The 14,550-nt window shown below is 55.6% G+C and carries 16 protein-coding genes and 1 pseudogene; 6 read left to right on the top strand and 11 right to left on the bottom strand.

What is annotated here, in order from left to right; all coding sequences use genetic code 11:
• Nucleotides 1-395 precede the first annotated feature (395 nt).
• Nucleotides 396-1,175 (top strand): transcriptional regulator TbsP domain-containing protein, encoded by a 780-nt coding sequence (locus B9H04_RS15590; RefSeq protein ID WP_049933593.1) that lies wholly within the window; start codon nucleotides 396-398, stop codon nucleotides 1,173-1,175.
• 167 nt (nucleotides 1,176-1,342) lie between these two features.
• A complete protein-coding gene (locus B9H04_RS15585) occupies nucleotides 1,343-1,624 on the top strand; it encodes a helix-turn-helix transcriptional regulator (RefSeq protein ID WP_049933065.1) in 282 nt (93 codons plus the stop codon).
• 29 nt (nucleotides 1,625-1,653) lie between these two features.
• Here the strand turns inward: B9H04_RS15585 and B9H04_RS19475 are convergent, their stop codons facing one another.
• Both B9H04_RS19475 and B9H04_RS15580 read right to left on the bottom strand, forming a co-directional pair.
• Entirely contained in the window at nucleotides 1,654-1,782 is a 129-nt protein-coding gene (locus tag B9H04_RS19475; RefSeq protein ID WP_276325174.1) for a hypothetical protein, read from the bottom strand.
• Nucleotides 1,779-2,452: pseudogene (locus B9H04_RS15580) on the bottom strand (RNA polymerase subunit sigma-70). The gene B9H04_RS19475 and the pseudogene B9H04_RS15580 overlap by 4 nt, the downstream one beginning before the upstream one ends.
• 406 nt (nucleotides 2,453-2,858) lie before the next feature.
• On the opposite strand from B9H04_RS15580, the gene B9H04_RS15575 reads away from it, so the two are divergent.
• The 3 genes from B9H04_RS15575 to B9H04_RS15565 all read left to right on the top strand — a co-directional run bounded on the left by B9H04_RS15575 (nucleotide 2,859) and on the right by B9H04_RS15565 (nucleotide 4,575).
• Nucleotides 2,859-3,677 carry a ParA family protein gene (locus B9H04_RS15575; RefSeq protein ID WP_049933051.1) on the top strand — a complete coding sequence of 273 codons (819 nt, stop codon included), beginning with the start codon at nucleotides 2,859-2,861 and terminating at the stop codon, nucleotides 3,675-3,677.
• On the top strand, nucleotides 3,674-4,084 hold the full coding sequence (locus B9H04_RS15570; protein ID WP_049933052.1) for a hypothetical protein: 411 nt from the start codon (nucleotides 3,674-3,676) through the stop codon (nucleotides 4,082-4,084). The genes B9H04_RS15575 and B9H04_RS15570 overlap by 4 nt, the downstream gene beginning before the upstream one ends.
• Before the next feature lie 227 nt (nucleotides 4,085-4,311).
• Nucleotides 4,312-4,575 (top strand): hypothetical protein, encoded by a 264-nt coding sequence (locus tag B9H04_RS15565; protein ID WP_248648670.1) that lies wholly within the window; start codon nucleotides 4,312-4,314, stop codon nucleotides 4,573-4,575.
• A 153-nt stretch (nucleotides 4,576-4,728) separates the two neighbouring features.
• On the opposite strand, the gene B9H04_RS15560 is transcribed toward B9H04_RS15565, so the two are convergent.
• The 9 genes from B9H04_RS15560 to B9H04_RS15525 all read right to left on the bottom strand — a co-directional run bounded on the left by B9H04_RS15560 (nucleotide 4,729) and on the right by B9H04_RS15525 (nucleotide 14,291).
• Nucleotides 4,729-4,944, bottom strand: coding sequence for a CopG family ribbon-helix-helix protein (locus tag B9H04_RS15560; RefSeq protein WP_271967427.1), 216 nt, complete (start codon nucleotides 4,942-4,944; stop codon nucleotides 4,729-4,731).
• 46 nt (nucleotides 4,945-4,990) lie between these two features.
• Complete coding sequence (gene rdfA / locus B9H04_RS19540; protein WP_342766240.1) at nucleotides 4,991-5,188, bottom strand: rod-determining factor RdfA; 198 nt, start codon at nucleotides 5,186-5,188, stop codon at nucleotides 4,991-4,993.
• A gap of 366 nt (nucleotides 5,189-5,554) precedes the next feature.
• On the bottom strand, nucleotides 5,555-6,001 hold the full coding sequence (locus tag B9H04_RS15555; RefSeq protein WP_080508654.1) for a universal stress protein: 447 nt from the start codon (nucleotides 5,999-6,001) through the stop codon (nucleotides 5,555-5,557).
• 42 nt (nucleotides 6,002-6,043) lie between these two features.
• The gene (locus B9H04_RS15550) at nucleotides 6,044-7,420 is read right to left on the bottom strand and encodes a hemolysin family protein (protein WP_049933055.1); all 1,377 of its coding nucleotides are present in this window, start codon (nucleotides 7,418-7,420) and stop codon (nucleotides 6,044-6,046) included.
• A gap of 3 nt (nucleotides 7,421-7,423) precedes the next feature.
• Entirely contained in the window at nucleotides 7,424-9,544 is a 2,121-nt protein-coding gene (locus B9H04_RS15545) for a dipeptide ABC transporter ATP-binding protein (RefSeq protein WP_049933056.1), read from the bottom strand.
• The gene (locus B9H04_RS15540; protein WP_080508655.1) at nucleotides 9,541-10,461 is read right to left on the bottom strand and encodes an ABC transporter permease; all 921 of its coding nucleotides are present in this window, start codon (nucleotides 10,459-10,461) and stop codon (nucleotides 9,541-9,543) included. The genes B9H04_RS15545 and B9H04_RS15540 overlap by 4 nt, the downstream gene beginning before the upstream one ends.
• The gene (locus B9H04_RS15535; RefSeq protein ID WP_139835125.1) at nucleotides 10,461-11,447 is read right to left on the bottom strand and encodes an ABC transporter permease; all 987 of its coding nucleotides are present in this window, start codon (nucleotides 11,445-11,447) and stop codon (nucleotides 10,461-10,463) included. The genes B9H04_RS15540 and B9H04_RS15535 overlap by 1 nt, the downstream gene beginning before the upstream one ends.
• A gap of 23 nt (nucleotides 11,448-11,470) precedes the next feature.
• A complete protein-coding gene (locus B9H04_RS15530) occupies nucleotides 11,471-13,405 on the bottom strand; it encodes an ABC transporter substrate-binding protein (RefSeq protein WP_080508656.1) in 1,935 nt (644 codons plus the stop codon).
• Nucleotides 13,406-13,619: 214 nt separating this feature from the next.
• A complete protein-coding gene (locus B9H04_RS15525; RefSeq protein ID WP_049933058.1) occupies nucleotides 13,620-14,291 on the bottom strand; it encodes a helix-turn-helix domain-containing protein in 672 nt (223 codons plus the stop codon).
• Here B9H04_RS15525 and B9H04_RS18990 point away from each other — a divergent pair.
• Nucleotides 14,290-14,550 (top strand): hypothetical protein (locus tag B9H04_RS18990; protein ID WP_211277046.1); only part of this gene is annotated, 261 nt, incomplete at its 3' end. The genes B9H04_RS15525 and B9H04_RS18990 overlap by 2 nt on opposite strands.

Here is a 14,550-nt window from a genome sequence, read left to right as displayed (position 1 = left end):
GCGATGCCACACAGTTGGAGTCTCGTCTCAATGGAGGACACAATCGATACCCCCAGGGGGCGAATTTAATCCCTGTCGATATTCAGTAGCGATGTCTGTTTGCTGAGTACAACCTCTGTATCTCGCATCTCACTACTGACAGAAACTGAGAAGATCTCGTGGGCGCTGCTGAATACACTGCGCGAGTCTGTCACCCATCTACAGGCTGGGTGGTATGACGGTTGTACAACCACCATGGATTCTACTACCCCAGATCGAGGGCCACTACTGCGACCAACAATCTGCTTCCTATGAGTGTACTCGAAACGGATAGTCAGCTCTATCCCGCAACCGACACAGTAGTCCAATCCTCAGATATCGCATCTGTTAAGTACATATCGATAAAATTACACAATATGACCAAACAACACATTTCCACTCAGATGATTCCCGAACGGGACGAGCCAGCATTGTATATCAATCCTCGCTCTGAACAAATCGCAGCCTTCGCAGAGGAAGCAGTAACGGTTGAGGACCAGCCCAAGATCCGACTGCTCGCAGACTCAGATGAAATCAAAGACGCTCTCTACAGCTTCCTCACGGCCTCAAAGATCGCCGAACTCATCCACCGAGAGCAACTCAGCCTCCGAACACTCACGGAGCCAGTTCAGAATACTATCTTCACAACCGAGTCTGAGGCTGTAGTTCCCGTGATGGACAAGGACAGTATCTCGAGCTCGGACCCCGAGCTGGTCTCATCAGTCTATGGTGAGTTCGACTCCAGATTCGAGGCTGCCGAGCAGTATCACCTCCGGACACCTGCCCTCTCAGTAGTGAAACAGACGCTCCGAGAAGAGATCGGTGACGATATCGCAGTCGAGCTCGACGAAGTCCTCGCACACGCTGAAGAGATCTCCAACAGCAGCGAATACCTCAGTATCGTCGAGATCATGCTTATCCTCGCAGCCCGCAACGAGGTCCTCCTCTACGACATCTCGAAATGGGGAGAGGATACAGGTATCGCTTCGAAAGCAACCTTCTCACGGGCCAAATCAGCACTCGAAGATGCTGGCCCCATCGAGACTGAAAAGGTCCCAGTAGATATCGGTCGCCCCCGACTTCGGCTTATCGCAACCGACAAGCTCGCGACAGCAAACCTGAAAACACTCTCCACCGAGATCCAGTCTCTGCTGTAGCATCTGCCCAACGATAGCCCGGCTATGGAGACGAAAATACGGTACTTCTCCGACTCAAGCGTGAGATGAAGCAGTCAAAATCACTGCGTGGAGGGTGTGAAATACATTCTATGACACGCAGTCACCAGATCAATAGTGTTTCAAAACCCGAATGAGTAAATTGCGACATGTACGATCTCACTGGCTTTCAGCGCGATCTGTTGTACGTAGTTGCCGGACTTGATGACCCTCACGGGCTTGCGGTCAAAGACGAACTCGAGGACTACTACGAAAAGGAAATCCATCATGGGCGGCTCTATCCCAACCTCGACACGCTCGTTGAGAAGGGACTCATGGAAAAGAGTCAGCGCGACCGGCGGACCAACGAGTACAGCACTACTCGCCGGGGCACTAGAGAAATCGAAGCTCGGACTGAATGGGAAGCCGGGTATATTGACCACGACGCGTGATCGAACTACTGTTCGAGGACTGTTTGACTCTAGTATTTCGCGCTCATAGTATTGAACGCTGAGACAGCGTACCCGCCGACGAGAACGTACTCGTGGCCTTCTTTGGTGAGTTCCTCAAGCAGTTCGATAAGCGCGTCACTTCGGTTGTTGAAGCTCATGGCTGTGCCCGTTCGGTCTCTCGATACGTGACGCCGAGGTCGAGGTCTTCGTACATCCGGTTGAGCATTGCCAGCGCCGACTGGAATTGGGCGTAGTTCTCGCACATATACTCGATTGTCTCTGCTCTCGGGATCACCGGGTACCCCTCGACGTGCTCGATGTCGAGTGAGGAACGTGGCTTGAGGACGATCTACAGCGCTCCGTCCAGTTCGTCTCCGGGCTGCCGCTCGAATGTAGTGGGGAGGCCGAACGACTCGAAAAAGGCCTCCTAGGCATCAACGTCCTGCTCACGAACAGAGAGGAACAATGGATAGTCATCCGGACTCCAGCCAACTTGGTAGCCGCCTTGGGTCCACACGTAGACGGCGTCGATCCGGGTAAATGCGAACGGCCGGGCACCGAACTGTGGGATGACGTAGGACTCCTCGATGGAGGGTGGACTGACGCCGGCGCTGGCAGCGACGAGCTCGCGGGCCGCGTCGCGTACGCGCTCGTTGACGACAGTGAGGCCGTCGTCATAGCGGACGTAGCCTGCGTCTTCCAGCCGATTGACGGCCTGTCTCACTGTCTCGTAGGGTGTGTGGAGGTGTTGGGCAACACGGCGAATGGAGTCACCACTCTCGATAGCGAGGATGACCGCGCCGCGGTGTCGTCGAGCACCTCGTACATCTGGTGGTTACCAATAATCCAGTAATAATTAAAAGTCCGACTCGAATGGCTAGGAAGCCACTATCTTTCCATACTCTCGAAGATAGTCCTGATTCCCGCTGAAAACACGTGGAACGACTATAACGAATTCCACGAACAAAACGAACTGAACGAGAATAACGAATGAATTGAACACATTCTGAGGAACGAACTGGCACCCTCTACTCGAGGAACAAAACTGGGGAAACGAACGTAACGAGCAGAACGAACGAGTTGATGGCAACGAGTACGTTTGCTTCAACGAGTGGAACGAACTGTTGGTTTTAATATCGTAGTACTCCTCGCACCGAGTGAAACACTCTCACCGAACGCACCGAACTAAACGACCAAAACGAACGAAACGAACACAACGATAAAAACGAAGCTAATGACCGACACCAATACCGCACGAATCACGGTAGCGAATCAGAAGGGCGGCGCAGGGAAGACAACCGACGTCATTCATACTGGTGGCGCACTCTCTGCGCGAGGCCACGACGTCCTCTTGGTCGATATCGACTATCACGGCGGGCTCACCTGCTCGCTTGGCTACAACGATCTGTACTACGACACCGACCGCACAACGCTGTTCGACGTCCTTGACTTCGATCAGATGGAGTCGGTAAACGACATTATCGTCGAGCACGAGGAATTCGACATCTTTCCCGCCAGCGAGAAGCTCGCGAACAACAAGAACATCCAGACGTTGCTTGAGGCGCCGAAGAGTCGCGAGCGGTTAGAGATGACTCTCGACGAGCTCGAAAAGGACTACGACTACATCATTGTCGACACACCGCCATCCCTGAACGTCCTCACCGACAACGCCCTGGTCGCGACCGGAAACGTCGTCATCCCCGTTATTCCCGAGAAGCTCAACGCCAACAGCCTCCAGATTTTCGCAAAGCAGCTGAGCTCCCTCGAACCGGCATATGGCGACATCAATCGGCTCGCCATCGTCTGTAACCGCGTCGAACAGAACAGTGAGCACCGAGACACAATCGAGGAGATCAAGTCGGCGTACTCCCTTCCAGTGTTCGAGATCCCGAAGCGGACCGACCTCTCCCAGTCGATCGGTGAGGGGGTGTCCGTCTTCGGCTTTGGTAAGGAGAACCAGCGCGTCGAGGATGCACGCGATCTGTTCAACGAGATCGCCGACCTGTTTGACGAGACGTTTGAGAAGACTGCGCCTGAGGAGGTGACAGCATGAGCGACGGTTGGGGCGATGCGTCTGGCATCGAGGGTAACTACGAGGAGGAGGAGGACGACGAGGCTGATTCCACCGAAACGAGTGAGGAAAGTGAAGCAGTGGAAACCAGTTCATCGACCGAAACGACAGAATCGACTTCAACGAGTGAAACGAACAAAACGAGCAAAACGAAGACGAATATCAAGGACGAGTGGAATGGGCGGACTATCTACATTCCCGACGATATCCTCGACGAGATGGAAGATACCTACCTCGAGTCCCAGCTAAAGCTCCGCAATGCGGGCCAGGACGAGTTCAAAAAGAACCGCCATTTCTACCCGCTACTCGTTCAGTTCGGTGTTAAGGCGCTCTCTGAGGCGGATGCCGAGGAAATCCAAGCTCGGCTTTCGGAACTCGGCGACGAATGACCTCGCGGAGAACGAGGCTTGACAGAAGTTGAGACTGGGGGGCTATCAATGCATAGCTGGTAGTGAGTGAACGAATCGGTTGTGTGAATACTGTCCTCTTCCGAGCGAAAGCGTAGCTACAACCACGTGACTGAGAAACCGGCACAACCGCTTAACTCGTGTCGTATGACGACACCAAGAGTCTGATAATAACAGTACTTATCTCCTATCCCGAAAGATGTAGTATTGTGATGAACGCACAAAATAGGTCCGCGGGTCGGATCGGATCGCTCACCCAACTCCAGTGGCTAGCAGTTGCGTTAGTCGTGGTCACTGGCGTTCTCCACGTGTATGCTGGTATCGTCGAGGGACGGATTCCCGTTGCACTCGCAGGTGTCGGCTACGCCGGTACACTTGTGCTGTTCTTCTTCGACTATCGGCGGCGACTGCTCTACCTGACCGGGATTCCGTATACGGCCGTGCAATTCCCCCTCTGGATCGTAGCCAAGTAAGAATACGGAATGGTCGACTACGTTGACAAGGCGGTTCAGGTCGCCTTGATCCTCGTGTTGATCTACCTCTATCTGAACACGTCGTCCGATTCAGCCGGAAACACAGCAACGGCAGCGGACTGAGCGTGCGAATTCACGGGATGTCTATCTCGCTCAGTTATCTCGAATCACCATAATTTTCACCCGATTCACGCCGTCGAAGTCACGAAGGCGGTAGGTCAGCTCCCGGACGCGTTCGCCGGCGCCCTGGCAGAACAAGGACTCGAGACACCACTCCCCCTGGTGGGTGTGACTCGTGTTGAGAATCACCTCCTGATAGTCCACAACCTCGGAGGATAGATTTGATGCGTGTCTTCTATACAGGATAATTAATTGCGAATAAATTAAAAATCGCGTCACCAGTACAGAGGTGGATTCAGCTCCGGTCGGGCTTGCCTGAGTTCGATTCAGTCGTACAGCCGCAGCTACCACGCCGGCTCAGGTCTCCGACCGACGTGCCAGAACCACTGTTTGGACAGATGGCGCGAACGTCGACGAGCACGTCGTAGTCGCCGCGATGGATTTCGTCCGCATTCGTGAGCGATGAGCCGGTCAACTCGGTGACTGCCGACACGCATCCCTGAAGCTTCTAGATGTCTCGACCTTCCGTTCAGCCATGTCATAGTTCCCCGACGGGAGGTTCGCCTCGCGCTCCTGCGTGAGAGACGTGTGGATCGCCTGATGGGTGGCGAAGTTTCCGGTGAGCTCGTCGGCGTCGAGTTGGCCATGATATCGTGAGATGTTAGCATTTCTCTACAATTCTCAAGCCTACATCTCTTAGTTTGCGAGCGGTAGCTGTAACGTATCGGACCTCAGAGAAGTCTTAACGACGCCGATAGGGCGTAGCCGCCCTAGGGCGGCGTCATTGTGGCGATCGCAGGTTAGCGTGGCTCAGACAGCCACTCGGCGTCGAATGACTTCAATACCATCTTATTTCTGCTCATCCTTTGCTCGCCAAAACGACAGGGCAAGACGCGTTCAGTAGTAGGCTCTGTGCCGTACTTCCGAAGATAGCTTTCCCGACGGGGGACCTTTGCTTCCCTCCGATGACGAGAAACTGGGGATCGCTGCGATCAACTTCAGATAATATCTTCTCGGTCGGATCGCCGACGCTTCCCCGAGGTTCGATTCGGTCGAAGTCGTACTCGTCAAGGGATTCGTGGACGGCCTGTCGAGCTATTTCGGCAGCACTTTCGGCCTCTCGACTGATCGTGAAATTCTCTGCTCCTGGCGAGTCTTTGACCGCTGATTTGTGGCTGTTGAATTCCTCTTTTGGAATAACGTGAAGGACTACCAGCTGCTCGTCATACGTCGTCGCAAGGTCGTACCCGACTTCGAGTATTTTGTTTGAGGACAGTTCTTCTCCAATTGCGGTGAGTATCGTCATCTGTTTACTCCGTTTTGTAGTTTGGTGTGATGTTTAGCGGACTCAGCTCTGTGATTCCACTGGTTGGTTTGTAGACGGTTCGTCGTGCCGTTCAGTGATTTGAACTCGCTTGATACGGTTCGTATCAACTCTGTCAACCCTGATGTCGAGATTGCGGTGAGAGAATGACTCTCCTGCTTCGACCAACCGACCGGCTCGGTTAAAGACGAATCCTGCGATCGTCTCGAACTCTCCTTCTTCCGGTAGGTCGGTGTCCAGTGTATCATTTATTGCTTCGATGTTCACATCTCCTCGTACGATGACGCTCGTCTCGTCAAGGATAGTGATCGGATCCTCTTCCTCAGCATCGATGAGGTCACCGACGATCTCCTCGACAAGGTCTTCGGTAGTGATAATCCCCTCTGTGGTTCCAAATTCGTCTTTGACAACGGCCATCTCGACTGTCTCGCGACGCATTTCCTCGAATAGATCGTCAACATTCTTGCTCTCCGGCACTTGGAGGACCTCCTCGATACCGTGATCGAGGCCGTTAGAGCTACCCTCCTCACACCGACAACGTCCAACAAGGTCGGATAGTGTCACGGCACCGATGATGTTATCGAGACTATTTTCGTAGACGGGGAGACGCTGGTGACCGCTCCGAATACAGGTCATGATTGCTTCGTTGAGATTATCGTCCCGGTTGACGCCAGTGATGTCGAGGCGCGGTGTCATCGCCTCCTTCGCGATAGTGTTGTCGAACCGGAAGATACGCTGGAACATTTCGTGTTCGTCCTCGTCGAGGACGCCTTCCCGTTCCCCGGTCTCGATCATTTCTCGGATCTCTTCGCGAGTGACGTAGGAGGTTTCGATGGACGTTCGTCCCCCCGTAACACTATTTATTAGTCGCGTAAGGTAGTCGAATAAGACGACCAGCGGGAAGAGAAAGTATTCGCTGAATTTGAGCGGCTTGGCGATGCGCAATGCCCAAGACTCCGAGTTCTCGACGGCGTAGGATTTGGGTGCGCTCTCCCCGAACAGCAAGACTAACGCAGTGATTCCAAATGTAGCAAAGGCAACCGATTGGCCTTGGCCTACTCCGAGCATGACCAATAATCCGGTCGCAATAGAGGACATAGCAATGTTGACAAGGTTGTTGCCCACAAGAATCGTCACGAGCAGCCGGTGCGGGTCATCTTTCAGCTCTTTAAGCGTCTGAGATCCGGGAACCGCATCGTTGACGAGTGTTTCGACCCGGTGATCAGCCAGCGAGAACATAGCGATCTCTGACGACGAAAAGAAGGCAGAGAGCGCGATCAGAGTGCCAATGAGAACGGCCCCACCGACGGCGACAGCGCTATCGGGGACGGGCACCCCGATGATTCTGACAGCCAGAACCGTCGCTTCGAGCGACGACTCACCAAACGGGGGGCCTTGCATCGACTACGCCTCCTCACCCAGCTGTTCGATTGTCTCCTCTTCGCCTGACTGTATTTCTGGCCGCTCCTGGCGAGCATAAGACGATAGCAGTTCATCCTCGACATCCTCAACCGGGAGGTAACAGGCCGCCTCGTGGTTGCCGTCTTTGAAAGCGGATCGATCGGGATCTGCCTTGCGGCATTCCTCGCTCGCCTTCGGGCACCGCGGCGCAAAGTTACACCCCTCTGGGAGGTTGACGGGGTTTGGCGGTTCGCCCGGCAACAACACACGCTGCCGATCTATACTGGGATCGGTTTTCGGTGACGCAGCTAGCAATGACGCTGCGTAGGGGTGCTTTGAGTTCCGAACGACCTCGCGGGTTTTCCCGATCTCGATCACCTCGCCAAGGTACATTACCGCCAGCCGATTGGCGATCTGCGTAAGACTGGCGAGATCGTGCGAGATGTAGACAATTCCAATGTCGCGCTTATCGGCCATCTCCCGTAGGATGTTGAGGATATTAGCCTTCAGCGACACGTCCAGCATCGATGCCGGCTCGTCGCAGATGAGTAGTTTTGGTTCCAACACGAGCGCCTGGGCGATTGCGACCCGCTGACGCTCTCCACCCGATAGCTGGGCCGGCCGTCTGTCGAGGTATTTCTCGGGCGGATTAAGACCCACGTCGGAGATAGTTTCCCGAACTCGACGGTCAATCGTTTCTTTATCGTGCCCCTGGATCTTGAGGGGTTCCGCCACGGCATCCTTGACACGCTGACGCGGGTTCAGCGAGTCAAACGGGTCTTGGAAGATGAACTGTACCTGTGAGCGGAACTTCTTGGTGCTCTCTGCGAGGAGGTCGTCGACCGACGTACCATCAATCTGGATGTCACCGCCTGTCCGCGGTTGAAGCGCGGCGATGACCTCACCTAAAGTGGACTTGCCGCATCCAGACTCGCCGGCGACTCCGAGAATCTCTCCTTCTCGAACCGTCAGATCGACGCCGTTGACAGCTTTAACGTAATCTGGTTCAGCCCCGCGGAAGCTGTCCATGATCGACTGGGTTTGTTTGAACCACTTTTCGAGGTCTGTTGTCTCGAGGATAACGTCGCCCGTGTCACCGGATGTTTCGCGATCTTCCGCAACATCGATGCCCCATGTCTCGGCATCGGTGGCCGCCTCGCGCATATCCTCTGCCTCGTCGTGGTGATAGCAAGCCGACATTTGGCCACCGTTCGCGATCAGTGGAGGATGGCCGTCAGCACATTCTTCTGTCGAGAATGGGCACCTATTGCGGAAGACACACCCGGTCGGTTCCTCAGTCAGTTCTGGCAGCGATCCCGGAATGGAAATGGCTTGCTTGTCAAACTCGTCGACCTCAGGGAAGGAGTTCTGTAACCCCATCGTATAGGGGTTAGTGGGGTGTTTGAACACGTCGTATGTCGCACCCTGCTCCATCACTTTACCCCCGTAGAGGACCGATACCTCGTCACAGGTCTCGGCGACCACCCCAACATCGTGGGTGATAAGCAGCATCGAGCTGTCGACTTCGTCTTGAATCTCCAGCAGTTTGTTGATGATTTTGTCCTGAACGATGACGTCGAGCCCAGTCGTTGGCTCGTCAGCGATGATGAGGTCAGGGTCGAGCGCTAAAGCCATCGCGATCGTGACGCGTTGGCGCATTCCACCAGAGAACTCGTGAGGGTAGTCGCTTGTCCGGGCAGGGTCGAGGCCGACGATCTCGAACACCTCTGCGACGCGTTCGTCGGCTTTCGATTTGGAGTCATCCCGGTGTTTCCGGATCGCTTGCCGGATTTGAGAGCCGACGGTCATGACGGGATCCAACGAGTCCATCGCACTCTGGGGGATGTAGGCAATCTCCTCCCAGCGGACGTCCTGCCATTCCTTTTCAGAGAGGTCGACGAGGTCTCGGTCCTTGAACCGAACGCTACCCGCTTCAACCTCGCCATTGTCGTCCAACAGGCCGAGGATGGTTTTCGCGATTGTCGACTTACCACAGCCAGATTCGCCCACCAGGCCGTAGTTGTCCTGTTCCCCAATGGAGAAGGAAACGTCGTTTACCGCGTGGACGTCCTCCTCCGCAGTTTGATACGTGATTTTGAGGTTGTTAACTTCGAGTAAACTCATTCTTGCTCCGTTTGTAGATCTGGGTTGACGAGTTCCTCAAACGCGCGCCCGACAAGGAAGACGGACGTAGTCACGGCTGCGATACCGAGTGCCGGCGGCAGAACCCACCACCACGCGGTACGGATGGAGCCCGAACGGAACACTTGCTCAAGCATCCGTCCCCAAGAGGTGGTCGTCGGGTCACCGAAGCCGAGGAACGCAAGCGACGCCCCGGCGACGATCGACCACCCAACGGCGTACGCAGTGTAGAGGAAGCCGATGCCCAGCACGTTCGGCGCCACGTGTAGGAACATCGTTCGCATGTGACCTGCCCCCCTTGCACGGGCGGACTTGACGAACGTCCGCTCTTTGACAGTCATCACCTCTGACCGAATAACACGGGCGGGCATCTTCCAGAGGAAGACCACCAGTACGGCGGTGATTAACCAGATGTTCGGCGTGACGAACGAGAGGATCACCAGTGCCATCGGTAGGAACGGAAGCGCGAACGTCAGGTCGGTTAACCGCATCAGGAACTCATCGACTCGACCACCGAAGTAGCCGCTTGTGAGGCCGACGAGGAACCCCATGACGCCGGCGCCGACGCCACCAAACAGTCCGACGATGAGCGTGGGGCGCGCGCCTACCAGGAATTGGCTGAGGATGTCCTTCCCGTAGGAAGTCGTCCCGAGAATCGCCTTTCCACCAGGGCTCTGTAGTCGCATGGTTGAACCGCCCTGTTGGAGCGTATCCTCGATGGGGTGGAATGGGGCGAGATACGGGCCGAAGACACCAAGGAATCCGAACAGGACGAGGACGGCGAAACCGGCCTTTGCGGCGTTGTCCTCCAGCACGAAGCGCATGGTTCGCTTCGCACGGTCGTACTCGGAACTAAGTCGTTCCTTCGCGGTCTCAGTGTCGATAGTGTATCCCGACATTAGACATCACCCGCGTCCACGGTGGGATCGAGTTTTGCGTAAGCGACGTCTGCGACGAGGTTCATCACGATGACAGCAACGGCCATGATGAACACCGCCGCCTGGACGGTTGGGTAGTCTTGGTTGAGGATGGCTTGAACAAGCGCACGACCGATACCTGGCCATGCGAAGACAACCTCAAGCGTGACAACACCCTGAAAGAGCATACCCGTTCGCAGCGCGAAGTAGGTCACTAGCGGTAACAGCGAATTGCGGCCAGCCCGACCGAGCTGCTCCATCTCCGAGAGCCCTTTGGCACGGTGGAGCATGAGGAATTCCGAACCCATCCGCTCAACGACGGAGTTGCGAGCGAGCATCAGGAAGTCACCGCTGTAATACAACACCGTCACGGTGAATGGAAGGGTGTAATGTTTCAGGAAGTTCCATGAGAGGTACGTATCTAGGTAGCCGGACGGGTTCGCGAGTGGACTGCGCATTCCGAACGCGGGCAGCCAACCGAGCCCGTACGAGAAGATAATGAGCAGAAAAATCCCCGTCACGAAGTTCGGAACGGAGCGAAAGACGGTGGTCGCAACGATACTCGACTGTTCGAACCACGACCCACGGTTCCAACCGGCGTACATACCGGCTAACGAACTGATGATCGCGGTCACGACTAGCGCGGGCAACAGCAGGACTAAGGTATTCAGCAACGCCGGGGTGATTATTTCGCTAACCGGTCGCTGTTGGGTGAGGGAGACCCCGAAGTTGAACGTGAACAAGTTTTGGATGTACTTGACGTACTGAACGTAGATTGGCTCGTCCAGTCCGTACATCGCACGTACCTCCGCGACTTGCTCGGGTGTGAGTGCCCCCGATGCAACGAGCCCGCTGAACGGATCGGCGGGTAACATCCGCAACGTAGCGAAGATTATGCTGACGGCTATCAGCGTCAGCAAGGCCGCAATTGCGGTCCGTTTTATGAGAAATCGTCGAAAGCTCATGATGAAAGTTGTGTGCGTGCCTATCGCTAGATGTCCTGTTCGAGTTCCGTGTGGGTCGCGTGGCCGTGTTCGACACGCTCTTCGAAGGCACTCCAGGCGTCACCTTCGGGCCAGACGAGGCTGCCGTCGTTGAAGGTGTACCCGGCCTCTTCGAGCAGCTGCTGGGCCTGCTCAACGTCGTACTCATACGGCTCAGTCTCGCCGTAGTAAGGGGTTAACAGCGGCGTGAGCAGGTTCTGTCCCTGAATGGCCTCGCCACGCCCAGCGAGCGTGTTCTCAACGAATCCCTCTTTATCGAAAGCATGACTCAACGCAACCCGGAACGTCTTGTCTCGGAACAGTGGGACGAGGTGACTTAGGTGGACGTCCGTGGGGACATAGTTGCGCGCGGTCTGTACCTCGACACCGCTGGAATTAGCCGCCCGTTCGGCCTGTTGGCCTGAGACTGTCGTCCCGATTGCGTCGATATCACCCGACTGCATCGCTCCGATGAGTGTCGAGACGTTCCCGACGTTGGCGTGAACCATCTCGTCGATCCCGTCTCCGGGGACGAAGTAATCGCCGAGGAGTTCCTCGCGGATGTCGTCGTCCCACATCCAGTGACTCTCGTGTTTCTCGAGCCTGAGCTCGGAGCCCTGTTCCCAGTTGACGAATGAGAACGGACCGGTGCCGACCGGGTTGTCGGGGTTGTACTCACCGGGGCTGTCAACATCCTCCCAGCGATGCTTTGGGATGATCGCACTACGGGCCACCCGCTGTGTGAGGAATGCAGCGTCAGGCTCAGTGAGGTTGAACCTCACGCGCCCGCCACCGCTCTCGGACAGCACTTCCACGCTGTCGACGGTCCGGACGAATGCTCCCTGCTGTGGCGCGTCATTCTCTTTGTACAGCTCGACGCTGAACTTCACGTCCTCGGGACCAAACGGTTCGCCGTCGTGCCACTCGACGCCTTCACGGAGATCCATCTCGATAGTCGTGTCGTCGACGACATCGGCGTTGGTGGCCAGTGCGGGGACGATTTCCAGCTCTGGGGAGGCGTCGAACAGTCCGTCGTAGACGTTCTGGAGGCGTTTCTCCTCTAAGCCGCCGGTGGAAAACGGTAGGTTCGTTCCCTGCATGCCCGTGGTCACGCCTTTGACCCAGGTCGTCGAATCGCCCTGCGGCTGGAGATTCACTTGCGTCCAGACGAACGAGTCCCGAGTTGTCCCATTCCCGGGCATCGGAACGTATCCCTCCCAGTCCGCAGTGTTGGCTACCGTGATGACTTCAGGGAAGTTGGCCGCTATGAGGTAGGCGTCTTCACTGAGTTTCCGCTGAACCTCCTGGCAGACCTCTGCGCGTCCCTCAGGGTCGCCGATCATTTGGGACTGCTCGTCGAGCAGCTCCGTGACCTCGTCATTCTTGTAGTTGTAGTAGTTTCCGCCCGTTTCTGGGTGTGCACGCATGAGAAACGGATTCGGGTCGAGACCCCGCTGGGGGTCGGGCCCGTGAAGATTCATTGTGATTGGAACTGGATGCCCGATGTCGGCCCGCCAGAATTCACCGTATCGGGTACTCGGCTGGACGTTGATTAGGTTAACCGGCACACCGATATCGTTCAGCGACTGCTGAACCTGCAACGCGAACTCACGCATCCACGATGTCTCTGATTGCGCGAATTGAGTGTCGACCTCTGGTACCGGCTCTCCCTCAACCGCGGTGTACTCGAACTGGATAGCCTCGTCGTTGACGTCGACGCCCTTCGTCTCAACTGGCCACTCTTCCCAGAACCGCGTCTCGATCGAATTTCCGCTGCCACTCCCGCTACTGCCACCGCTACCGCTCCCGCCATCGTTACCCCCACCATTGTCCTGGCCACCACATCCGGCCAACCCCGCCATTCCCATCGCGCCCGCAATGGAGATGAATCGTCGCCGCGATGCCGTACCTGTCTCGATCTCGAAAGGCTTGTCTTGCGTCATTGCAACCATTCGTTCCCCCCATATGTGCCTAAACCTACCTCCGATAATGATCTATCATGTTCATTTTTTATATGAGGGTAGATTTTAGCGAGTGTTTTCGGTCGATCTGTCTGTCCCAGATTGCCAATAATTTTATCTAAGACATCTTTTGTAAGACATAGTATCTAATTGGAATTTGTTGATAGACGAATTGGAACGCAGTCAGTTATCGAAGTTAGTTCTTGAATTCATAACCATTCTCATCGGCCGAGAAGATCAGTTCGAGCAGGGTCTCCTGCGCGAGACGGAGGCGCTCGCTGAATGTCGACTGGGCGATATCTAATTCCGTCGCGATCTCGTCAGCAGAACTCCTGCGTGGCGTGTCGAAGTACCCCATCTCGTAGGCCGTCCGGAGGGCGGTCAGCTGATCCCGTGAAAGTTCGTTTCTAACAACGCGACCCAGCTGTCCACTACCGAGTGGCGCGCCGGTCGTCTCAACCTGATTCACACTCAAGAGTTCAAACCGGCCGAACTGCGATTCGATCCGATCGGCAAGCGCACGGAAGTTCTCCCACTCCGCGACGGTAGCGACCCCCTCAAAGCGACCTTGAGATAACACCAGACGGTTGGGGATAGCCTTCACCCGGAGGATCAGACCCAGCAGAAACGGATAGGGCTCGTGGGCGATCACCGTGAGTCGGAGAACATGTTGATCGGCCTGATCATCCGACAATCGCTCGTGATAGAACAGTTCGACTTGAGAGAGGGGTTCCAGCATTGTTTCAGGGTCATACGCGCTGCTTGATGTGACCAGTAGTGACTCGATCCAGTCACCGTTGTCGGCATAGAAGACGTTCTCTAGCTCGATTCGTCGGACTCCCAGAAGGTGTGAATCAAGTGCTTCCATGACGCCTGAAGACACCGTCTGGAATTCGATACGGAGAATATCAGATCACCTTGAATCTATCCTTGATCATTCAGTCGTCTCTCGCCTCATAAGGGTTTATTCAAGCGGTCAAATACTCGCTGATATCGTTTTAGTGATCATGGTTCGTACGAACGGGCCGAGCGACGGGTTACAGCCGCGAGCGAAGATCGTCGACAACGGTTTCAGTGTCGGCTTTCCCGCCGAGGTCAGGGGTTCGGGGAGCAACATCGTCCGCGAG

This window comes from Halorubrum ezzemoulense DSM 17463 (genome assembly GCF_002114285.1).
GTDB lineage: Archaea > Halobacteriota > Halobacteria > Halobacteriales > Haloferacaceae > Halorubrum > Halorubrum ezzemoulense.
This window is presented reverse-complemented; position numbering and strand designations above follow the sequence as displayed.